14 protein-coding genes are annotated in these 23,771 nt (G+C 31.7%); 11 read left to right on the forward strand and 3 right to left on the reverse strand.

Annotated elements, in window-relative coordinates; genetic code table 11:
• Positions 1-650: 650 nt before the first annotated feature.
• A complete protein-coding gene (locus tag FVE73_RS03135) occupies positions 651-7,028 on the forward strand; it encodes an autotransporter-associated N-terminal domain-containing protein (RefSeq protein ID WP_018499797.1) in 6,378 nt (2,125 codons plus the stop codon).
• Between the two features lie 235 nt (positions 7,029-7,263).
• Here FVE73_RS03135 and FVE73_RS03140 read toward each other — a convergent pair whose 3' ends face one another.
• Complete coding sequence (locus FVE73_RS03140; protein ID WP_018499796.1) at positions 7,264-9,369, reverse strand: glutamine synthetase III family protein; 2,106 nt, start codon at positions 9,367-9,369, stop codon at positions 7,264-7,266.
• Positions 9,370-9,738: 369 nt separating this feature from the next.
• On the opposite strand from FVE73_RS03140, the gene gltB reads away from it, so the two are divergent.
• Both gltB and FVE73_RS03150 read left to right on the forward strand, forming a co-directional pair.
• Complete coding sequence (gene gltB / locus FVE73_RS03145) at positions 9,739-14,250, forward strand: glutamate synthase large subunit (protein ID WP_018499795.1); 4,512 nt, start codon at positions 9,739-9,741, stop codon at positions 14,248-14,250.
• A gap of 2 nt (positions 14,251-14,252) precedes the next feature.
• Entirely contained in the window at positions 14,253-15,704 is a 1,452-nt protein-coding gene (locus FVE73_RS03150; RefSeq protein WP_018499794.1) for a glutamate synthase subunit beta, read from the forward strand.
• A 100-nt stretch (positions 15,705-15,804) separates the two neighbouring features.
• Here the strand turns inward: FVE73_RS03150 and FVE73_RS03155 are convergent, their stop codons facing one another.
• The gene (locus tag FVE73_RS03155; RefSeq protein WP_018499793.1) at positions 15,805-16,548 is read right to left on the reverse strand and encodes a gamma-glutamyl-gamma-aminobutyrate hydrolase family protein; all 744 of its coding nucleotides are present in this window, start codon (positions 16,546-16,548) and stop codon (positions 15,805-15,807) included.
• A gap of 66 nt (positions 16,549-16,614) precedes the next feature.
• Positions 16,615-17,394: a DUF4037 domain-containing protein gene (locus FVE73_RS03160; RefSeq protein ID WP_018499792.1), complete on the reverse strand. Its 780-nt coding sequence runs from the start codon at positions 17,392-17,394 to the stop codon at positions 16,615-16,617.
• A 173-nt stretch (positions 17,395-17,567) separates the two neighbouring features.
• Here FVE73_RS03160 and nikA point away from each other — a divergent pair, with 173 nt between their 5' ends.
• The 8 genes from nikA (at position 17,568) to FVE73_RS03200 (ending at position 23,726) form a co-directional block, all read left to right on the forward strand.
• Positions 17,568-18,671, forward strand: coding sequence for a nickel ABC transporter substrate-binding protein (gene nikA, locus FVE73_RS03165; RefSeq protein ID WP_018499791.1), 1,104 nt, complete (start codon positions 17,568-17,570; stop codon positions 18,669-18,671).
• A 131-nt stretch (positions 18,672-18,802) separates the two neighbouring features.
• Positions 18,803-19,201 carry an IS200/IS605 family transposase gene (gene tnpA / locus FVE73_RS03170; RefSeq protein WP_146963952.1) on the forward strand — a complete coding sequence of 133 codons (399 nt, stop codon included), beginning with the start codon at positions 18,803-18,805 and terminating at the stop codon, positions 19,199-19,201.
• A 4-nt stretch (positions 19,202-19,205) separates the two neighbouring features.
• Positions 19,206-20,303 (forward strand): RNA-guided endonuclease TnpB family protein, encoded by a 1,098-nt coding sequence (locus FVE73_RS03175; RefSeq protein ID WP_146959326.1) that lies wholly within the window; start codon positions 19,206-19,208, stop codon positions 20,301-20,303.
• Between the two features lie 209 nt (positions 20,304-20,512).
• Entirely contained in the window at positions 20,513-21,292 is a 780-nt protein-coding gene (locus FVE73_RS03180) for an ABC transporter ATP-binding protein (protein WP_146997877.1), read from the forward strand.
• A 165-nt stretch (positions 21,293-21,457) separates the two neighbouring features.
• The gene (locus tag FVE73_RS03185; RefSeq protein WP_018499196.1) at positions 21,458-22,351 is read left to right on the forward strand and encodes a LysR family transcriptional regulator; all 894 of its coding nucleotides are present in this window, start codon (positions 21,458-21,460) and stop codon (positions 22,349-22,351) included.
• A 42-nt stretch (positions 22,352-22,393) separates the two neighbouring features.
• Positions 22,394-22,978 carry a D-sedoheptulose 7-phosphate isomerase gene (gene gmhA, locus FVE73_RS03190; RefSeq protein WP_018499197.1) on the forward strand — a complete coding sequence of 195 codons (585 nt, stop codon included), beginning with the start codon at positions 22,394-22,396 and terminating at the stop codon, positions 22,976-22,978.
• A 117-nt stretch (positions 22,979-23,095) separates the two neighbouring features.
• Complete coding sequence (locus FVE73_RS03195; protein WP_018499198.1) at positions 23,096-23,338, forward strand: hypothetical protein; 243 nt, start codon at positions 23,096-23,098, stop codon at positions 23,336-23,338.
• A gap of 31 nt (positions 23,339-23,369) precedes the next feature.
• Positions 23,370-23,726: an MliC family protein gene (locus tag FVE73_RS03200; protein WP_018499199.1), complete on the forward strand. Its 357-nt coding sequence runs from the start codon at positions 23,370-23,372 to the stop codon at positions 23,724-23,726.
• The last annotated feature ends 45 nt before the right edge of the window (positions 23,727-23,771 follow it).

A 23,771-nucleotide genomic window follows, 5' to 3' on the forward strand; every position in this document is an offset into this window, starting at 1 on the left:
AATAATAAAATTCTTTAATGATTAATTAGATAGCTTTGTTAAAAAAATCAAATCTGATTTTTAAGTATCTATCTTAATGATTAAATTTGATTAAAAGATATTTTAATTATTTAAAGATACTAGTTTTTTATTCTTTGCTGGGAAAGTTTTTTTGGAAAACTATTGTATTTTTTTGTTAAATTTGGTAAAATAAAGAGCAACGAGTTTTCAAAACTTTTATTTGGAATCAATTAAAATAAGTATAAATTTATAATTTAGATAAATTTAAATTTATAGAAAATTATATTTAAGATTATAAAAAAATCTAATTTAAAAACATAACTTATTTAGCTTTTACGAGGCTTAACACCAAAAAAATTACTACAAAAAAGCCAAATTTTGAACTTTAGAATATTTTATTAATTTGGTATAAAATTCTAATTACTACCCAATTTCCCGTTAAGCTTTATGTAATTTTAATGTAGAAGTTTAGAAATTGTTAAGATAAAAGTTTCAAAAACATAATAATATATATTTAACAAAAAGCTTATATAATTTTAAAATTAAATCAAATCATTAACTATCATCATTTGAAATTTTAATTTGTTAAATATGAAAATATTTTTTTGTTGCAAAAATTTTTAATTTTTAAGTAAGGAGTGAGAGTCAAAATGACAAATAATCTTAGAAAGATTTCAAAAGATTTAAGAGCATTTGCAAAAAGAACGAAAGATTTCAAGTATACAGATTCTGCATTAATTATATTTTTAATGACTGGAATGGTATCAATCACAACTAATCTGTTTCCTGCAACAACTACTACAAGCAAAAGCATAGAAGCTCAGAAACAAGAGATTTCATCTTCAATAAAGGGGTTACATCAAAAGGTCAAAGAAACAAGACGTGAAAATGAAAAATTATTAAAAGATACAAATCTAGAACTTGTCAAATTAATGGAACAAGGAGATCATGTTGTAAAAGCACCTTGGAGCAGCTGGCAATTTGGTATGAATTATTTCTACAACGACTGGCATGGAACTTATAAAGGTAGAGGAGATAAAAAAGAAAAATACCCATATGAAGGAGTATTCCAAAGAAGTTCGGATGTTTATGAAAGAACAGTTTCGCCAGATAGTGACAAATACGGATTATTAAGCAGAAATAGAAAACCAAACTCTGCCTCAGGTTCAGCAGCTGGATACGGTGTAGCAAGTTTCAAACCTGTTAAGGAGCCAATCGTACCATTTGAAGTGAATGCAGGGATACGTCCAAGAAGCATAAATAAATCAGCAATAAGAATAGCAGATAAGACGGCGGTTACACCTACATTGCCAGAGGCAATTAGCTTTACTCCGCCAAAACCAGTTATTAGTATTCCAAAAGATCCATTTACTCCAAATCCACCAACATTTGCAGTAATATTAGGGGCAGATTGTAATAGTAACTGTAATAGTTATGATTGGAGAAATGGGGGAGGTATTACTCCAAGACAAAGAACTAAAAATGGTTTTTTACCAAACGCACTAAGTAATCAAAATACAACTGCTTGGTTGCATTATACTTGGAGAGATGGTAGTCATACTCCTGCTGAACAGTCTTATGCTTTTAAAATGTATGCAGAAGAAACAACTAGTGATATAAATAGTCCTCAAGGAACTTTAGTGGCTGGAAATACTACTCCTGGGGGAAATACATATTATTTTAACTCATATAATTTTGGAAATGAATTTGATGATCCAATTTCAGATCCACAAGATATCACACCTACTTTAAATAAGAATAAGCAATATTTCTTTATAGGTGGTTCAAGATTTTGGGAAATAGATAATCTATCTTCTGGTAATCGTGTTTTCCCAAATGGTAAAACATTAAATTTAGGAGGAATCTTAACCTTAGGTTTGGTATCACAACAAAATGGAGTTACACTAAAAAATGAAGGAACAATTACTGATATTAAAGAGAGAGAAGAGAAATATATACAAGATATGCCTTATGACACAACAGGAGCAGGAGCTGGAAAATATAAAACTATTTATGGACCTGCTAGCAGTGTTTATCATGTAAAAAGAAGTGATGATGGTTATGTAGGATATAAAGTGGGAATAGCACAAGTGTATGAAAATGCAGAAGGCTATGATCAAAAAAATCAAATATTAGAAAATGCTGGAAAAATTGACTTTCGTGGAGAACGTTCAATAGGGATGTATACCTATATTCCAAATGATCAAAGTTATGTTATTATGAAAAATGATTCAAATGGAACAATCAGTATGAGTGGTAAAGAAAGTTACGGGATGAAATTTGCTGCGAAAAAAAGCTCTAATGACAGACCTTCGATGATAAATGCAGGAACTATAGAACTTAGAAAAAACCCTGATGGTAATGATAAGGCAGATAATTCAGCAGCAATGGCTCTTATGGAAGATACAAGTGTTCTAAATCATGTAAGTATGGCTAGAGGAAAAGCTATAAATGAGTCAACAGGTATTATTAAACTTGAAAATGTACAAAATTCGTTAGGAATGTTTGTTAATATAGATTCAGATATGACAAATAAAAATAAAATTCAAATAGATTCAGATATAGATGAAGTTGATACAGATCAACCTATGAACGTAGCAATGAGAGCTGATTATGGAACTGGGCATGGAGGAAGCACTGCAGTTGGTTCAAATGCTGAAGTAATAAATGATACTACTGGTGAAATTAGCTTAAAAGGGAAGTTTGCAATTGGACAATTGGCAAGATTATCTACAGCTACAAATAGAACAGGTGGTAAGATAATAACTGCTAGTGATGTAAAAAATTCTATTGGAATGTCTACTTTAGGTGGAGTACTTAATAATGATGGAACAATAACAGTAACTGGAAGTGGAGTTACAAAAAATATCGGAGTATTTTTGAATAAGTATGAATTATCAGGAACTATATATAATCCAAAAGGTACTTTAGGATCAAATAGTAATATAACTGTATCAGGAGATAGATCAACAGGTATATTGATTAATGGTTCATCAACTGGAACTCCGGCTTCTTTAAAATATGGTGGAAATGTATCAGTTACAGGAAATGGAGTTTCGGGAATAATTGTCGGAGATAATGATACTGGTAAGGCTGAAGTAACAGTAGAAAATGATGGTACAGTAACTGTAAATAATGGAACATCAACATCTGCTGGAGTTTATGAATATATGGAAGGTGCTAATAAGAAGAAACAAGGTTCTTATGGTATTATTGTAAGTAAAGATTCAAAACTTGTAAGTGATGGAACTCACAAGATTAATGCTGATATTAATGTAAAAGGACAAGAATCAGTTGGACTGTATACTGGTGAAAATGCTAAATTAGATGTTAACAATCACACAGTAAAAGCCTACGAAGGAGCAGTAAACTATGATGCTGAAAAAGGTTCTACATTGACATTGACAGGAACAGGAACTGCAACTACAGGACAAAAGTCACTGCTGTTCTATACAGGATCAGATAATGCAAACCAAGGAAAAGTTTTAATAAATGGAACTATGACGGCAACTATTGAAGGTGGAACTACACCTAACGAGAGAGGTAATGCTTTTCTTTATGTAGGAAATGGTGGAGACTTTGGAAAATCTCAGATTGAAAACTGGGCAAAGAGTAACTTTGGAAATGGTACAAGTACAACTTTAGGTAACCTGACATTGAATATGAACAGCGGTTCAAGACTGTTCATTGCACAAAATGTCAAGATGAATCTGTCTGATACGACTGGAAATACAGTTTCAACTGCTACGGGTGCACATATAAATGGAACTGACTATAAGACATTTATGCTGTATTTAAGTAAACTGACAATTAATCAGGATGTAAACTTGGATGATGCTAACGATGCATATAATCAGCTTGAAATTTCAAATTCATCAATAACAAATGCAAATACTAAAACAATAACAGGAACAAAAGCTGATCAAGTTGCAATGGCACAAGAAAATGATAAGGTTTTATATCATAGAAATGATGTTGTTTTATCAAATGAAGGGACAATTAGCTTGAGTGGTACAGGTTCTACAGGAATGTATGCTAAGTTTGGAGAATTGTATAATAAAGCAACAGGAGTTATGACAATTGGTGACAAATCAACTGCTATTTATGGTATTGATGATTCATTGATTGAAAATGCAGGTAAGATTACAATTGGTTCAAATTCGACTGGACTTTATTCAGAAGGAACTAAGACACAGACAATAAAAAATACAGGAACTATAGAAACAACAGGAAATGATTCAGTTGCGATTTCCTACAAACCAGATGCGGGACTTGGTTCAGGAATAGTGCTTGAAAATGCAGGAAAAATCACAATGACAGGTGATAGAAATACAGCAATTTATGCAACAGGAACACCAGGATATACAGCTAAAAACAGCGGAACAATTACATTGGGAGATTCAGCATCAATTACAAGTCCTAATGTCGGGCTTTACACAGATCATAATAGTGTAACATTGCAAAATACAGGAAAAATAGAGTCTGGAAAAAATACGATTGGAGTATATGGACACAATGTAGAAAATTCAGGAGACCTGAAGATAGGAAATGCTGCAGTTGGAATTTACTCTCAAAGCGGAAACGTAAATTTGACAGGAGGAACAATTACAACTGGAACGGATGAGGCAGTTGGAGTTTACACAGTGGGAAGCGGACAAACTGTTACAAACAGTGGAACAGCATTCAATATTGGAAATAATTCATTTGGATTTGTAAACGTTGGAAAAGGAAATACAATAACTTCGAGCATCTCAAATGTTGGGCTTGGAAATAACAACGTGTACCTATACTCAAATGATACGGCAGGAACTGTGACAAACTCTACAAAAATAACTTCTACCGGAGAACAAAACTATGGAATTTATTCAGCAGGAACAGTAACAAATAATGGAAACATTGACTTGTCAAGTGGAAAAGGAAGTGTGGCAATCTACAGTATTAAAGGTGGAACTGCGACAAATAATGCAACAATTACTGTAGGGGCATCTGATGTTGCAAACAGCCTTTATTCAATAGGTATGGGTGCAGGATATTCTACAACTGATACAGGAAACATTGTAAATAAAGGAACAATTAATGTAAATGGAAAACACAGTATAGGTATGTATGCAAGTGGAGCAGGAAGTACAGCAACAAATGATGGAAATATTGTATTGAATGCAAGCAACACAACAGGTATTTACGCTGATAATGGAGCGACAGCAATTAATAATAAATCAATTACGACTGGTTCAGGAACTTACACAAATACAGTAGGAGTGTATCTTGGAAAAGATTCTAAATTGATAAATAGTAAAGGTGCAACAATCAACATAAATGCTAAAAATGGTGTGGGTGTTTACTTGAAAGGTGGAACGGTAGCAAACTACGGAACAATCACAGTAAACGGTGTTTCTAAAACAAATAATAATGATGTAGATGGAAATATGATATATAAATTTACAGTACCTGAAACAGGAAAAGGAGTAGGTGGAGTAGCAATCAACGCACCAGCAGGAGCACAAACAGCTACAATTACAGCGAATGGAGTTCCACAAACACCAGTAGTAGTAAACACAACAGGAAGAAATCCAATATCAGTGTCAGCTTCAAGCATCGGACTGTATGTAAATACCTCAGGAGTTGACTACACAAAATCAATAGATGGATTACAAAACTTGACAAGTGAAGCAGACTTGATTATTGGTAATGAAGCGGCTGAATCAACAAATAGTAAATATATATTAGTAAACGATCCTAACATAATAAATCCATACAAGACAGCAATGCTGAGCAATCCGAACATCAAATGGAACGTATATTCAGGATCAATAGGATGGATTGCAACTCCAACACTAGATCCAAATGACGGTTCAATAACAAGCCTATATATGGCAAAAGTGCCATATACAGAATGGGCTGGAAGAGAAAGCACTCCTATAAACAGTTTAGATACGTATAACTTTGCAGATGGATTGGAACAAAGATACGGAGTAGAAGCTTTAGGAACTAGGGAAAGACAGATATTCAGCAAATTGAATGGAATTGGAAACAACGAGGAAGTATTGTTATATCAAGCATTCGATGAAATGATGGGACATCAATATGGAAATACCCAAATGAGAATAAATGCAACTGGAAATATTTTGGATAAAGAGTTCAGATATTTAAAAGACAACTGGAGAAATCCATCTAAACAAAATAATAAGATTAAAATATTTGGTGCAAGAGATGAATACAATACTGACACAGCAGGAATCATTGACTATACAAGCAATGCTTACGGTGTAGCTTATGTTCATGAAGACGAAAAAATTAAGATGGGTAACTCTCAAGGATGGTATGCTGGAGCTGTAACAAATAGATTTAAATTTAAAGATATTGGACATTCAAGAGAAGAACAAACTCAAATTAAAGCAGGAATCTTTAAAACAATGTCACCTAAGAAAGATTATAATGGATCATTACAATGGACAATTGGTGGAGATATATTTGCAGGTGTCAATAATATGAAACGTAAATATCTAGTTGTAGACGACATATTCCAAGCAAAATCAAATTATCATTCATACGGTGCAGCACTTAAGACAGATTTAGGATATGATATAAGAATGAGTGAAAGAACACACTTAAGACCTTATGGAGCACTAAAGATGGAATATGGAAGATTTAATAAAATTAAGGAAGATTCTGGAGAAATGAGATTAGAAGTAAAAGGAAATGACTATTTCTCAGTTAAACCAGAAGTTGGACTTGAATTTAAATACGTACAGCCATTAGCAGTAAGAACAAACTTGTCAGTTGGACTTACAGCCGCTTATACAGACGAACTAGGAAAAGTAGGAAACGTAAATAATGAAGGAAGAGTAAGATATACAAATGCCGACTGGTTCGGAATAAGAGGTGAAAAAGAAGATAGACGAGGAAGCGGTAAATTTGACTTGAATATCGGAGTAGATAACACAAGATTTGGAGTAACAGTAAATGGAGGATATGACACTAAAGGTAACAATGTTAGAGGTGGAATAGGATTCAGAGCTATTTACTAATGTGAAAGATTGTATGAATTAAAAAAAATTCAGGATAAACAAGATTTTACACATTCAAATATTGGGTTAAAAGCTTGAATAAAATTAAGGACAGTAGAACTTAGGTTTTGCTGTTCTTTTTTGATGGATAAGGAAATAAAAAAGACTATCTCATATTGAAATAGTCTTTTATTTTTAAATTGTCTTTACTTTTTAAATTATTTAAGCAAGGAAAATTATCCCTGCCATTGTTTTATTATAATTTAAATAATAAATCAGTATATGTTGGGAATTTCCATAAGTCTTTCTCAATAACTTTTTCCAAATTATCACAAGGAACTCTCAATGCTTCAAGTCCTGATATTAATTTTTCTTTTGCTAAATCAGTTTGTTTAGAAAGATCTTCCTCGTTTGAAACTCTTGCAATTTCTTTTTCAAGTGATTTTGTTTCTTTTCTTAATGCTGTTACATTTGATAAAACATCTTTTAACAATTCTTCCTGCTCTTTTATAAAGGCTTTTCCATATTTTGAATTTTTTTCAATATGGTCTGCCAATAAATTTGCAAATTTTAATGCTGATGGTAAAATGTTTTTGTTTACGATATCAATTAATGTTCTTGATTCAATGCTAAGCTGTTTTACATATCTTTCAGCATAGGCATTGTATCTTGCCGCTGATTCTTGTTCTGATAACATTCCTATTTCATTTACTAATTCTAAAATTTCAGGATCAAGCATTTTTCTAAGTGCTGTATTTGCCGAAACTTCGTTTGTAAGCCCTCTTCTTTTTGCTTCTTTAACCCATTCTTCACTGTATCCATTACCATTGAAAATAATTCTGTGGTGTTTTTTGTAGGCATTTGCGATGATTTCGTTTATTACCTTTGGCAAAGTTTTTTCTGTCGCTTTTTCAAGTTTATCAGCATACTCTGACAATACTTTTCCAACTGCTGCATTTATTACTGCCGCTGTTGTTGCTGGAGTTGAGCTTGAACCTGGCATTCTAAATTCAAATTTATTTCCTGTGAAGGCAAAAGGTGAAGTTCTGTTTCTGTCTCCTGCGTCCATGCTGAATGTTGGCAGCACATCAACTGATAAGTTTACTTCTGAAGCTTCTGACACAGGTGCATCTTTTTTGTTGGCGATGTTGTCTAAAATTGTTGTCAATTCTTCACCTAGGAAGATTGAAATAATTGCTGGAGGTGCTTCGTGTCCTCCTAATCTGTGGTCATTTGTAGCAGTTGCAGTTGAGTATCTTAACATTGGATAATATCTATCCACAGCTTCAATTACAGCAGATACAAAAATTAAAAATTTTTTATTTGTTTTAGGCTCTTTTCCAGGACTAAACAGGTTTTCCCCATCATCAGTACCAAGCGACCAGTTGTTATGCTTTCCTGAACCGTTTACGCCGTCAAAGGGTTTTTCGTGAAGTAATGCCACCAAATCGTGTTTTAATGCAGTTTTTTCAATTGTTTCCATTATAATCTGGTTTTGGTCTGAAGCCAAGTTTGCAACTGAAAATAATGGTGCAACTTCAAATTGGTTTGGTGCAACCTCATTATGTCTAGTTTTTGATGGAATTCCTAATTTCCAAAGTTCTACATCGACATCACTCATAAAGTTTATAACTTTATCTTTAATTTTTCCAAAGTAGTGGTCGCTTAATTCCTGACCTTTAGGTGCTGGTGCTCCAAATAATGTTCTTCCAGTAAGAAGTAAATCGTCTCTTGCTTCAAACATTTCTTTTTTAACTAAGAAATATTCCTGTTCAACTCCAAGTGTGTTAAATACATGTTTTGAAGTTGTATTTCCCAATGCTCTTAATACTCTTAGTGATTGTTCGCTTATATATTTCATTGTTCTTAGCAAAGGAACTTTCTTATCCAGAGCTTCACCTGTAAATGAAATAAATGCAGTTGGAATGTATAATGTAACTCCATTTTTATTTTCTCTTATGAATGGATATGAACTTGTATCCCAAATTGTGTACCCTCTTGCTTCAAATGTGCTACGAAGTCCTCCATTTGGAAATGATGAAGCATCAGGCTCACCTTTTATCAAATTGCTTCCTGAAAATTTGTAAATTAATTCTTCACTTTCTGTTGGTTCCAAAAATGAGTCGTGTTTTTCAGCTGTCAAGTCTGTTAGTGGCTGAAACCAGTGACAGTAGTGAGTTGCTCCTCTTTTAGTTGCCCAGTCTTTTATAGCATTTGCAATTACTTCTGCAGTTTCCTTCGATAATTCTGTTTTACCAAGTTGTGATGCTTTAAATTCTTTGAAAACTTCTTTAGAAACTCTTTTTTTAAGATTGCTGTCCCTAAAGACATTCTCTCCAAAACTTTTCATAGCATTTTCCATAAATTTACCTCTTTCCTAAATTTCTAAGATTTTCATTTTTTGTAAGATTGAAAATGTGTAAAAATAATTAAGATGTGTAAAATACACTTTTCTAAAACTCTTTCAAAACTATTCATAAGCTTATTATACAATGTGTAAAATTATAAGTCAAATGAAAATTTTGATAGTATTTTATAAAGAAAAGTCTTTTTAAGTTTAGTATTTACCATATTTATATACATTTTTTATAAATAAATACTTTGGTTTACAAATCTTTTTTTATGTTTGCAAAATAATTATGTGAAATGTATAATTGGTTCATATATTAGGGTAAGATATTTTATTTGAAAATATTTTATGAGAACATCTAAAACATTGGAGGTACAGACTTTGGATAATAACATTCAAAATGTAAAATCACAAAAATATGAGCTTTCTAAAAATTCACTTTATGAGCCGTATTTTGAAAAAGACAACTGCGGTATGGGATTTATCGCAAACATTGACAACAAGAAAACTAATCAAATCGTAAAAGACGGAATAAGAATTTTAGCTGGATTAGAACATCGTGGAGCGGAAGGATATGACTCAGATACTGGAGATGGAGCTGGACTTTTATTTGAAGTGCCGCACGAATTTTTTGCTGAAATTATTCCTAATCTTCCTGAATTTGGAGATTATGGGGTTGGAAACATATTTTTCCCAACTGTAAAAGAAGAATTTGAAAAAATAAAGGCAATTATCGAAGAAACTGTGAAAAACTCAAAAGATGAAATCCTAACTTGGAGAGAAGTTCCTATAAAAAAAGATGCCGTTGGAGTTCAAGCGCAATCTACAATGCCATCTGTCTGGCAACTTTTCATAAAAAGAGTAAATTCATCAAAAGAAGATTTTGAAAAAAATCTTTATATTTTGAGAAGAAAAATTGAAAATGCTGTAAAAAAAGCAAACTGCGACACTGAAGATAAATTTTACATAACAAAATTATCTTCAAAATCAATAATTTATAAAGGTCTAGTTAAACCTGACCAAATTGAGAACTTCTATATTGACTTGCAATCAGACAAGCTTGTAAGTTCTTATTGCCTAGTTCACCAAAGATTCAGTACAAACACTTTTCCAGCATGGAAACTTGCACATCCGTTCAGATTTCTGGCACACAATGGAGAAATTAATACGGTAAAAGGAAATGTAAACTGGATGAAAGCCAGAGAAATTGCACTATCTTCGCCTAACTATGAAGATATAAAAGAATTATTTCCTGTAAATGATGAAGAATGGTCGGATTCAGCTAATCTTGATGCCGTTATTGAACTTCTTGTATTTTCTGGAAAAACTTTGATGGAAGCAATTTCAATTTTAGTTCCTGCGGCTTGGGAGAAGGATCATACTAAATCTGAAGATTTAAAAGCATTTTATGACTATTATTCAGGATTAATGGAACCTTGGGACGGACCTGCGGCCATGATTATGACTGATTCCAGATATTTGGTTGCAAAACTTGATAGAAACGGGCTTAGACCGCTTAGATATATCTTAACTGATGACAATCAGATGTTAGTTGGTTCTGAAGTTGGAACTTTACCAATTAAACCTGAAAATATTGTCCAAAGTGGGAGAGTGAAACCTGGAAAAGTTTTTGTAATTGATCTGGAAGAGAAAAAATTGTATAACGATGACGAAGTTAATGAAAAAGTTTTAAATGGAACAGATTTTAAAAAGTTGATTAAAGATAAGAAAAATGTAAATGACTTGATGAAGGAAGCTAATTTTGATTATAACAGAAATAGCGATTTAGATGACATTTACAACAAATTAAGATTATTTAGCTATTCAAGGGAAGATTTGCACATCTTGATTTCAAGAATGGCTATAACTGGGCAAGAACCACTTGGTTCAATGGGAAATGACGCAGCACTTTCTATTTTTTCCAAAAAGCCAAAATTGCTTTACAGCTACTTTAAACAATTGTTTGCACAAGTAACAAATCCTCCAATTGACCCAATTAGAGAAAATTTTGTTATGTCGCTTAGAACACAGCTTTACAGAAAAGCAAATATTTTAGAAGAAGTTCCTGAAGCTGGAAAAACTGTAGTTTTGGATTCACCAATTATGGACAACAAGACTATGGAATTTTTGAAAAATTATGAAAGAGATGGTAAAAAACCTGCTATTTTAGATATTACTTTCAAGCCAACTGAAAACTTGGAAGAAAGATTGGATAAAATATTTAAGCTTGCTGAAGATGCGATTGATAGCGGCATAAAGTCAATTATTTTATCTGACAGAAATGCTGATACTGAAAATGTGGCAATTCCAGCTTTACTTGCTGTTGCTGGACTTCATCACTATTTAATTAGAAATAAAAAAAGAAATGAAATTGATATTTTAGTGGAAACTGGGGAAGCTAGAGAAATTATGCATTTTGCATTGCTGATCGGATACGGTGCAACTGCGATTAATCCTTACTTGGCACTTGATTCAATTGAATATATGGTAAAAAATAAACTTTACTTGAATGCCGATGAATCTGAAATAAAGGATTTGCAATACAACTATTTGAAAGCTCAGAAAAAATCAATTTTGAAAACCATGTCAAAAATGGGAATTTCAACTGTTGACAGTTACAGAGGAGCACAAATTTTTGAAGCTGTTGGATTATCAACTGAGTTAGTTAAAAAATATTTCACAGGAACTGTTTCAAGAATCGAAGGGCTTACAATTAAAACATTGGAAGATGAAGTGCTAAATAACTTTGATGATGCAATTGACTCCATAAATCTTGGTGCTGAAACACTTTATGTGGATGGAGAATATTCTTGGATGAAGGAAGGAACAAATAGAATCTTGACTCCTGATGCGATTTCAAAAGTTCAAGATGCCGCAAATAGAGATGACTATAATACTTACAAGGAATTTGCAAAAATTGTAAACGACCAAAGTCAGCATTTGCTTACAATAAGAGGAATGCTAAAATTCCATTCTGACAGAAAACCTGTTTCAATTGACAAAGTTGAGCCAGTTGAAGCAATTATGAAACGATTTGTTACTGGAGCAATGTCATTCGGGTCAATTTCAAAGGAAGCTCATGAAGCGATTGCAAGAGCTTTAAATACAATTGGTGGTCGTTCTAACTGCGGAGAAGGTGGAGAAGATCCTAAAAGATTTCTGGATAACAGAAGAAGTGCTACAAAGCAAATTGCATCTGGAAGATTTGGAGTTACAACAGATTACTTGGTAAATGCCGATGAGTTACAAATTAAGATGGCTCAAGGAGCAAAACCTGGAGAAGGTGGACAATTACCTGGATTTAAAGTTAATAAGGAAATTGGAGCTACACGTCATACAACGCCTGGAATCAGCTTAATTTCTCCGCCACCACACCACGATATTTACTCAATCGAAGATTTGGCACAACTAATTTTTGACTTGAAAAATGTAAATGAAAAAGCTAGAATTAGTGTTAAATTGGTGTCTGAAGCTGGAGTTGGAGTCGTTGCTTCTGGAGTTGCAAAAGCAAAATCTGAAATGATATTAATTTCTGGACATGACGGAGGAACTGGAGCATCACCACTATCTTCAATTAAACATGCTGGATTACCTTGGGAATTAGGACTTTCTGAAGCTCACCAAATTTTAAAGGAACATAAATTGAGAAGCAGAGTTACTCTTCAAGTTGATGGAAAATTAAAAACAGGTAGAGATTTAGTAATTGGAGCGATTTTAGGAGCTGAAGAATTTGGATTTGCGACAATGCCACTTGTAATTTTAGGATGTATTATGATGAGAAAATGTCATACAAATATGTGTCCAGTTGGAGTTGCAACTCAGTCTGAAGAACTTCGTAAGAAATTTACCGGACAATATGAAAATATCATTAGATACTTTAGATTTATTTCACAGGAAGCAAGAGAAATTATGGCAGAACTTGGAGTTACAAAACTTGATGAATTAATCGGAAAAGCTGATGAATTCTTGGAGGTTTCTAAAACTTCAAAATTAGAAAAAGTAAAAAATGTAGACTTAGGAAAAATTCTTTACACTAACAAGAATAGTGACAGCCCAAATGTAAAAACTCAAAATCAAGACTTTAAAATGGAAAATATAATTGACAGAAAATTAATTAAACTTGCAAGTGCAACTTTTGAAAGTGATAAAAATAATGTCGCAAAAACTGTAATTAATGAAAAAATCGAAAACTTTGACAGAAGTTTTGGAGCGATGTTAAGTGGAGAAATTGCTAGAACATTTGGTGGATATAAACTTGAAGATGATACTATTACGTTGAATTTAGAAGGTATCGGAGGACAAAGTTTTGGTGTGTTTGGAGCAAAAGGAATTACATATAATTTGACTGGACAATCAAACGATTACATCGGAAAAGGACTGTTTGGAGCAAAAATTATTATTAAAAAACCCGAAGTTTCTAAATACGAAGCAGATGAAAATATAATTGGAGGAAATGCCATTTTATACGGTGCTATCAGAGGAGAAGCTTATTTAAACGGAGTTGCTGGAGAAAGATTCTGTGTTAGAAACTCTGGAGCAGTTGCTGTTGTAGAAGGTGTTGGAGATCACGGCTGTGAATACATGACTGGAGGTCGTGCTATTGTTTTAGGAGAAACTGGGAAAAACTTTGCCGCTGGTATGAGTGGTGGAATTGCTTATGTTTATGATAAAAACAACACTTTTGAGAAAAATTTGAATAAAGAAATGGTCGATTTTGACGAACTTAACGAAGTTTATGAAAATGAAATAAAAACTTATGTGGAAAAACACTTTAATTATACAGGAAGTGCCGTTGCAAAGGAAATTTTAAACAATTGGGAAGCTGAAAAACAAAACTTTAAAGTTGTTATTGCACCTGAATTTAAAGAAATATTTGAGAGAGGTGAGGCTTAGAAATGGGAAAACTAGGTGGATTTTTAGAAATACATAGAGAAGAAAAAAAAATTAGGGAAATTTCTGACAGAATTAAAGATTTTAATGAAATTGATGTCCCTTTAAACGATGAATATATAAAAACACAAGCGGCTAGATGTATGGACTGCGGAGTACCTTTTTGCCACTGGGCCTGTCCTGTCGACAACCACTGTCCTGAATGGCAAGATTTAGTTTATAACGGTGAATGGAAAAAAGCTTTGGACTTGCTTTTGTCAACAAATCCATTTCCTGAATTTACTGGGCGAATTTGTCCAGCACTTTGTGAAGGAAGCTGTACTTTAGGAAAAAATGACAAACCTGTAACTACTAAAAATATTGAACTTGCTCTTATTGAAAAAGGTTGGGAAAATGGATGGGTAAAACCAAAAACTCCTAAAAAAAGATTTGATAAAAAAATTGCTGTAATTGGAAGTGGACCATCTGGACTTGCTGCTGCTCAAACTTTAAACAGATTTGGGTACAATGTGACAGTTTACGAAAAAAGTGAAAGAGCTGGAGGATTACTCGCACTTGGAATTCCTGATTTTAAGCTTGACAAGAAAATAATTGACAGAAGAGTAAAACTTATGGAAGAAGAAGGTGTTAAATTTATTTACAACACTGAAGCTGGAAAAGATATTTCCAACGAAGAACTGGAAAAAGAGTTTGACATAATTCTTATGTCTTGCGGATCAAAACAAGCTAGAGATTTGAATATCAAAGGAAGAGAAGCAAAAGGAGTTTATCTTGCAATGGACTTTTTGACTCAGCAAAACAGAAAAGTAAATAATATTCCTTTGTACAACGAGGAAATTGATGTGAAAGATAAAAATGTGCTTGTAATCGGTGGTGGAGATACTGGTTCTGACTGTGTTGGAACTTCTGTAAGACAAGGTGCTGCCAGTGTAAAACAAATTGAAATTTTAAATAAGCCATCTGAAACTCGTACATCAAAAAATCCTTGGCCACAATTTCCAATGTATCTAAAAACTTCGACTTCTCACAAGGAAGCGACAGAAGTTTACGGAAATGACCCAAGGGAATGGAATGTTACAACAAAAGAATTTGTAAAAGATGAAAATGGAAACCTTTGTGGAGTAAAAATCGCAAAAGTTGAAAGTTTTGTAAATGAAGATGGAAGACTTGGATTTAGGGAAGTTGAGGGCTCTGAAGAAATAATAAAAGTTGACTTTGTCTTTTTAGCAATCGGATTTTTACATCCATATTTTGAAGGACTTTTGGAAAACTCAAAAGTTAAATTAGATGGGCGTGGAAATGTTAGTGCAAATGTCATCGACTTTAAAACTTCTGCTCCAAAATATTTTGCCGCAGGAGATGTAAGACGAGGGCAATCACTTGTTGTCTGGGCAATTAGTGAAGGTAGAAATGCTGCGAAGGCTATTCATGAATATTTGAGAAAAAATAGAAATTAATAGAATTTTGTATAATAATAAAAAAGGACTGTTTTATAAAAATAATTTTGTAAAGCAGTCTTTTCTTAATTTTATAAAAAAATCATAAATTAATCTTTAATTAATCTTTTTTTCTTAAACTTACTTCATTTACGAATTTTTTAAATAATTTTTGTGCAAGTTCATCATTAATTGCCATCATTTCTGGATGCCATTGGACTCCAATGATAAAAGTTTTATTTGAAATATTTTCAATTGCTTCAATTACTCCATCTGTACTTTTTGCAATTGTAGAAAATCCTGGTGCTAGCTGGTTTATCGTTTGGTGATGGTAACTGTTTATGAATCCAATCCCTTCAGGATAAATGTCGCTTAAAAAGCAGTTGGTTGCTACAGAAATGGAATGAGTTGGAGTATGAGCCCTAGCCTTTTGGAAATGTTTTATTTTAACATTTTCATCATAGGAAAGATCTTGATAAAGCGATCCGCCACATTCGACATTAATTATCTGCATTCCACGGCAAATTCCGAAGATTGGCTTTTCATAGGTAATTGCATAACGGATAAGAAGTGAGTCAAATTTATCACGTTCTGGAAAAATTTCTCCTAGTTTCTCTTTTGGCTCTTCCCCGTAAAGAAGCGGAAAAACATCATTTCCCCCAGTTAAAATTATTCCATCCACACTTTTTACAAATTCCTCAATGATGTCTTCGTGCTCATTCAAAGGTAGAATATGTGGCACTCCACCAGCATTTATCACGGCATTAATATAGGAAACATCCACATAAGATCGTTTATATCCAGCAAATAGTCCTTTTTCCAGTCCAAGTATATTACTTGAGATTCCAATAATAGGTTTTTTCATAGTTTTCCTCCAAGTTGTAAAAATATATATGAATTTAAGCATATATTTTTCTGTTAGTCAATTATTTTATATGATTTTTTTTATATTATCAACAATTTGTTCAAGAGTTTCCATAAAAAAAATATTTTTTTCTTCCAAATACATATATGAAAATAATAAATTTAAGTTTTCTTCAAAGTTTTTAGGTAAAATTTTACATTGTTTTTTACAAAGCTGAACTAATCGTTTTTCACCTGGATGTGTTATTTCATTTATTGCGAATAATAAGTCGAAATAAGAGGCTAAAAATTCTGTTATTCTATGATTTATGCTTACAAAATCTTTTCTTAAAATTGCTTTTTTTATTTGTTTTGGGTATGCTGGCATTGAAGAATCAATTAATTCCAGTTGTCTTTTTATGATATTTTCCTTTAGCTGTTTTGGATAAGGTATCGAATATTTATTTTTATATTTTTCAAGTTTTCCATTTTTGTCATATAAAATTTTGCATGTAATTAAATTATGCCACATGCAAGTTGTGTAGGAATTGCTCGGTTGACATTCAACAACTACCCTTTGAATACCTTTCATAAAGTCTTCCATATCCCGATATAAAATGTCAATTTCGATTCCATTGTTTAAAATACAGTTGTCTTCATATTCCCAAAAACTATTTCCAATCTCCATATGGCTGCAGAAATTTTTCAGGATATTTTTTCTTTTTTCTTCATTAATGGGTGAAGTTACATAAAGGTATACATCATAGTCTGACTTTTCATCATAATTTACTCCCGCTCGTGAACCTCCCAATGCAATTGCCTCAACTTCTTCTAATAAAGATAGTTCTTTAAATAATTGTTCTACCATTTTTTCCTCCTAAAATTATACTAATAGATATATTTTATCACTAAATATTTGATTTTTCTATAATTTTTTATTTAATTTAAAAATTTTTATAAAAATAATTTGATTATCAAAATAAATAATTATATAATATTTTTGATATAAAAATATTTGATTATAGGAGGATATATTCTAAAATGAAAAAAAAGAAAAATTTTAAATTTTTATTATTGTTGACAGGGATTTTATTGTTTGTGCTGTCTTGTGGAGGAAATGTCAGAAAAAATGCCAGCAAGGACGAGATTGTTGCAGCTAATTTCAGGGATATTCGTGACTTGAATCCGCATAATTATGCTGGGGAGCTGTATGCGCAGAATATTTTATATGAAGGGCTTGTAATAATTAACAAGGATGGAAGCATTGCACCGCAGCTTGCTGAAAAATGGGAAATTTCAAAGGATGGACGTGAATATACGTTTCATCTGAGAAAAAATGTAGTATTCTCTGATGGGGAAAAATTTGATGCAAAGGCTGTAAAAGCTAACTTTGATGCAATTATGGAAAATAAGGATAGACATGGATGGCTTGAAAGTGTACGACTTTTTGATGGATTTGAAACGCCTGATGACTATACATTTAAAATAAAATTGAAGGAACCATATTATCCAATGCTAATTGAACTTGGATCAATACGTCCATTCAGATTTATTTCACCCAAAGCTATGAAAAATGGGAAAAGTACAAAAAATGGAGTAGATAAATATGTTGGAACAGGACCTTATGTGCTAAAATCAAATAAAACTGATGAAGAAGCTGTTTTTGAAGTGAATGATAAGTATTGGGGAACAAAGCCAAAAATTAAGAGAATCCGTGTGAAAGTCATTCCTGAAGAGCAAACAAGAGCTTTGGCACTTGAAAAAGGGAATATTGATATTGTGTTTGGACGTGATATGATTGATAGTGAAACATTTAAGAAATTTAAAGATAAAAAAGGGTTCTCGGCTATGATGTCTGAACCTGTAGCAACAAGAATGATGCTTGTGAATACAACAAAAGGTGCATTGACTGATAAAAATGTACGTAAGGCTTTACAGCATGTATTGAATAAAAAAGAAATTTCTGAAGGAATCTTTGAAGGAACTGAAACACCTGCAGATACAATTCTTGCGAAAACAGTGCCTTATGCAAATATTAATGTTCCAGTTTACAATTATTCATTAGATGAAGCTAAAAAATTGCTAGATGCGGCAGGATGGACTGCAGGAGCTGATGGAAAAAGACAAAAAAATGGAAAGCCTTAACAAAAGATAGCAAGAAGTCTCCGGCTTCTACAAGCGGGAGATGAATTGCTTTTTTTGTAAAAAAAATTGAAAAAAGGATATATTTATGATATAATCTACTCAGTGAAATAATATAGAAGTAGGTAATAATAATGTCATACAATAGTAATTATCATTCAGTATTTGATATAAATTATCATATAATTTTTTGTATAAAATATCGAAGAGAAGTCATTAATGATGAAATTTCTAATAGATTGAAAGAGATTTTTGAAAAAATATGTCCGAAGTATAACATTGTTCTTAAAGAATGGGAACATGATGTTGATCATATTCATATGTTGATTAATGCTATGCCTAATACTGAACTTTCTAAGTTTGTAAATACTTACAAAAGTGCTTCCAGCAGGTTGATAAAAAAAGAATTTCCTGAAATAAGGGGAAGATTGTGGAAAGAATATTTTTGGAGTAGAAGTTACTTAGTTCTAAGTGTCGGAGGTGCACCGTTAGAGATAATTAAAAAATATATTCAAAATCAAAAGGAGGTGTAATTTCATGAAATATAATTTAGCATTCAAATATAGGATTTATCCAAATAAAGATCAAGAATTGTTGATAAACAAGACTTTTGGATGTGTTCGTTTTGTTTACAATACAATTTTGTATACTACTAATAAAATTTATGAAGAAACTGGAAAAAATAAAATAGTTACACCTGCTAGTTTGAAAAGTGAAAATAAATTTTTAAAAGAAGTAGACAGTTTGGCACTTTCAAATGCTCAATTGAATGTAAAACGATCGTTTACAAATTTCTTTCAGAAGAGAGCGAAATTTCCAAGATTCAAATCTAAAAAGAATGATATTAAAAGTTACACGACAAATTGTGTGAACAATTCGATACGAATTGAGGAAAACAAATATTTAGTTTTGCCAAAATTGAAAAGAATAAAATTAAAATATCATAGAGAAATACCAGAGAATTATAGAATAAAGTCAGTAACATTGACAAACAGCAATGGAAATTATTATGTTTCTATTTTGACGGAATTTGAAAAAGAAATTCAAAAAATGCCAAGTAATGATAAAGTGATTGGACTTGATTTTTCGATGTCTGAATTATTTGTCAGTTCTGAAAACCAAAGGGCTGATTATCCAAGATATTTTAGGATGTTGGAGAAAAAATTGAAAGAATTACAAAAATCATTATCAAGAAAAGTGAAATTTTCTAAGAATTGGTATAGACAAAAAGAGAAAATATCAAGATTGCATGAGTATATCAAAAATTGCCGAAGAGATTTTCTACATAAATTATCGAGAAAATTATCTGAAGATTATAATGCTGTAGTTGTTGAGGATTTGAATATGAAAGGGATGAGTCAGTCATTAAATTTTGGTAAAAGTGTAGGAGATAATGGATGGGGAATGTTTTTGAAAATGCTTGAGTACAAGTTGATGTTTTTAGGGAAACAATTTTTGAAGATAGATAAGTGGTTTCCATCGTCGAAAACTTGCAGTAAATGTGGAAATATTAAAGAGGAACTGAAATTATCAGAAAGAAGTTATAAATGTGAGTGCTGTGGGATTGAAATTGATAGAGATTACAATGCGGCATTGAATATAAAAAACATTGGAAAATTGATGTTGGAATATTAGAAAAATAAAAAAAACAGGGTAGGAACTACCCGAAGAGCTTGGTAAATATATTTGGTTAACAAAAGCAGATACTTCCCAAGAAGCTCCCGCTTCTAAAAGCGGGAGTAGTTCACTTGAAACAAGACGGGCTTTAATGAAAAAATTTAAGGAAGTGGCTGATTAAGATATTTGATGAAAGTGAGAATAAATAATTGATGGAAGAAGAAAAGATGAATAGTGAAAATAATATTTTGTTAAAAGTGTCAAATATTACTAAAAGTTATACTGAAAAGAAATTTTTGAAAAAATCAGTAAAGAATGTGTTAAACGATGTTTCGTTTTCACTAAAAAAGGGAAAATGTCTTGGAATTATTGGAGAAAGCGGGAGCGGAAAAAGTACGCTTGGAAGGATTTTGACTGGAATTGAAAATGCTGATGGTGGAATTGTTGAATTTAAAGGAAAAAATATTCATGCAAAGGAAAATAAATATCTCAAAAGAGAAATAAGCATTGTTTTTCAAAATTATGTATCTTCTGTAAATCCAAAATTTTCTGTTGCTGAAATTATTGCCGAGCCATTAACAATCGAATCTCAACTAAAAAAAGATGAAATACAGGAAGAATTAAAAAAATTGATAGAATCTGTAGGGCTTTCTGAAGAATTTTTGCAGAGATTCCCCAATGAACTAAGCGGAGGACAGCTTCAAAGAGTGTGTATAGCAAGGGCAATTGCAACAAAGCCTAAGTTTATTATGTTAGATGAGGCTGTAAGTTCACTTGATGTGTCTACACAGGTGGAAATTCTGGATTTATTGCAGAAATTGAAGAAAGAGTATAATTTGTCGTATATTTTTGTAACGCACGATTTGCTTACGATAACTTATATTTGCGATAGCATAATATTTTTTCGCAATGGAAAGATTGAAGAGGAAATTTCTGATATAAAAAATTTAAAAAATATAAAAAAAGATTATTCAAGAAAGCTCTTAAATGCAGTAATAGAATTTTGATATTTACATTCACAGAATAAAAATGTTATAATGTAGTAAAATTATTTTAAAATCGAATTTAAAAATTATAACTGTTTTACTTAAACTCTAAGATTATGTAATTTTATAAGTTTGATTTTAAGGTTCGAGTATAATATAAAAATATATGATTGGAGAGAAATAAGTGTGGATGTACATCATTTAAAAATTTTCTTTGAGGCATGCAAGGAAAAAAGTTTTACTAAAGCTGCAAAAAATTTATTTATAAGTCAATCTGCGGTATCAATACAAATAAAAAAACTGGAAACAAAACTTGGAATCCAGCTTATTGAAAGAAATTCTAAAAATTTTAGGCTGACTTTTGCAGGAAAAGAACTTTATCGAATGTCAAAGGATGTTTTTGATAAGATTTTGCGGGTAGAAAAGGAAATGGAGAAAATCTCACATTATGGTAAGGGAAAGATTTGCATAGGGGCAACTCATAATATTGGTGAGCCTGTGTTGCCGAGAATTATGGTAGAATTTAAAAAAAATAATCCTGAAATTGAATTTGATTTGTATATTAAAAATCGGGAATCACTTGTAAGGCATTTGAAAGAAGGAACAGTTGATATTGCCCTAATGGAGGAATATTTTATTGAGGATAAGGAAATAAAAGTGATTGAAACGGAAGAATACCCATTTGTTGTTGTAGCAGGAAGAGAAATATCAGATTATAGGGAATTGAAGAGAATGCAGCTGTTAAAGCGGGACACGCTTTTAACAAGTAAATATCTTGATTTGTTTGAAAAAATAATTGGATTTAATTTGGAAAATAGAATTGTAATAAATGGAAGTATTGAAACTATGAAAAATTTTATAAAAAGTGGGCTTGGTTTTGCCGTTTTGCCGTATTATAGTGTTTATGAGGAAATTGAAAAAGGTGCATTGAAAGTTATTCATAATTTTGAAAAGTCAGAAGATAAGTTTCAAATTGCCTATATTCGTGAAAATGGAGAAAAGCCGGGAATTTCAAAATTTGTAAAATTTGTAAAAAGTTATAAAATTACACCTGCTTTATTTTCAGTAAAAAATAAATAATAATTTTTATTAAATAAATTTTTTTTGATTTGGAGGAAAATTATGTTAAAGGAAGATATTAGAAATTCGTATTTAACTGCCTTTGAAACTGTAAAGGCATTTGTGGAAAATGAAGAGAATATCGAAAAAACAGAAAAAGTTGCACAGGAATTGGCATTGGTCTATAAAAATGGTAAAAAATCACTAATTGCTGGAAATGGCGGAAGTAACTGTGATGCGATGCATTTTGCAGAAGAATTTACAGGAAGATTTAGAAAAGACAGAAGAGCATTGCCATCTATAAGTATTAGTGATTCTTCGCATATTACTTGTGTTGGAAATGACTTTGGATTTGATTTTGTCTTTGCAAAAGGTGTAGAGGCATTTGGGCAGGAAGGAGATTTTTTCTTTGGAATATCAACTTCGGGAAATTCTAAAAATGTAATTGAAGCTGTAAAAATGGCAAAAGAAAAAAAATTAAAAACTGTAGCACTACTTGGAAAAGATGGAGGAAAATTAAAAGGAGTGTGTGATTATGAGTTTATAATACCTGGCGAAACTTCAGATAGAATTCAGGAAGTTCATATGATGATTTTACATATCATAATTGAAGGTGTGGAAAGAACTTTATTTCCTGAGAATTACTAAAATAAAGTGATTTTACTGTAATTCTATTATAAATTAATAGTTTTTTATAAGAGTTTTAAAAGCATTTAGTGGTATACTCTTTGCTGAAGTAAATTTTGAAGAAGAGAGATGGTAAAGATGAAATTATTAAAAAAATCTATGTTAGTATTGTCTGCAATGACACTAATTGGAGGAATGAGCTTTGCTGCTGCAACAAAAACTGAAAAAAAAGCAGTTGCTAAAAAAACAGTTACAAAAGTTGTAAAAAAACCAGCTGCAAAAACTACAAAAAAACCAGCTACAAAAGCTGCTAAGAAATCAGCTGTAAAAGTTGCAAAAAAACCAGCTGCAAAGGCTGCAAAAAAATCAGCCGCTAAATAAAAACAAATTTTGAAGAAGAGAGATGGTAAAGATGAAATTATTAAAAAAATCTATGTTAGTATTATCTGTAATGACATTAATTGGAGGAATGAGCTTTGCTGCTGCAACTAAGACTAGAAAAAAAGCAGTTGCTAAAAAAACAGTAGCTAAAAAAGTTGCTTCAGAATCTTACACTTGTGGTTCTGAAAAAATAAGAGTTGTATATCCAACAACAAAAACTGCAAGAGTAACAACTAAAGCTGGAAAAGTCTATAATTTAAATGTAGCAGTATCAGCTAGTGGAGCAAGATATGTTTCTAAAAATGGAAATATTGAATTTTTCAAAGGCGGAAAAGATGCCATTTATAGAGGACCTAATGGTATTGAAAAATCTTGTACAAAAAGATAACTCTTAAAATAATTGAAGTATAATAAAAGAATTTTAATTTTAACT

This window comes from Leptotrichia wadei (assembly GCF_007990545.2).
Lineage (GTDB): Bacteria > Fusobacteriota > Fusobacteriia > Fusobacteriales > Leptotrichiaceae > Leptotrichia > Leptotrichia wadei.

Coding starts and splice junctions, on each gene's coding strand:
- FVE73_RS03135 (WP_018499797.1), top strand. CDS start 651: ATGACAAATAATCTTAGAAAGATTTCAAAAGATTTAAGAGCATTTGCA.
- FVE73_RS03140 (WP_018499796.1), bottom strand. CDS start 9,369: ATGGAAAATGCTATGAAAAGTTTTGGAGAGAATGTCTTTAGGGACAGC.
- FVE73_RS03150 (WP_018499794.1), top strand. CDS start 14,253: ATGGGAAAACTAGGTGGATTTTTAGAAATACATAGAGAAGAAAAAAAA.
- FVE73_RS03155 (WP_018499793.1), bottom strand. CDS start 16,548: ATGAAAAAACCTATTATTGGAATCTCAAGTAATATACTTGGACTGGAA.
- FVE73_RS03160 (WP_018499792.1), bottom strand. CDS start 17,394: ATGGTAGAACAATTATTTAAAGAACTATCTTTATTAGAAGAAGTTGAG.
- nikA (WP_018499791.1), top strand. CDS start 17,568: ATGAAAAAAAAGAAAAATTTTAAATTTTTATTATTGTTGACAGGGATT.
- tnpA (WP_146963952.1), top strand. CDS start 18,803: ATGTCATACAATAGTAATTATCATTCAGTATTTGATATAAATTATCAT.
- FVE73_RS03175 (WP_146959326.1), top strand. CDS start 19,206: ATGAAATATAATTTAGCATTCAAATATAGGATTTATCCAAATAAAGAT.
- FVE73_RS03180 (WP_146997877.1), top strand. CDS start 20,513: ATGAATAGTGAAAATAATATTTTGTTAAAAGTGTCAAATATTACTAAA.
- gmhA (WP_018499197.1), top strand. CDS start 22,394: ATGTTAAAGGAAGATATTAGAAATTCGTATTTAACTGCCTTTGAAACT.
- FVE73_RS03195 (WP_018499198.1), top strand. CDS start 23,096: ATGAAATTATTAAAAAAATCTATGTTAGTATTGTCTGCAATGACACTA.
- FVE73_RS03200 (WP_018499199.1), top strand. CDS start 23,370: ATGAAATTATTAAAAAAATCTATGTTAGTATTATCTGTAATGACATTA.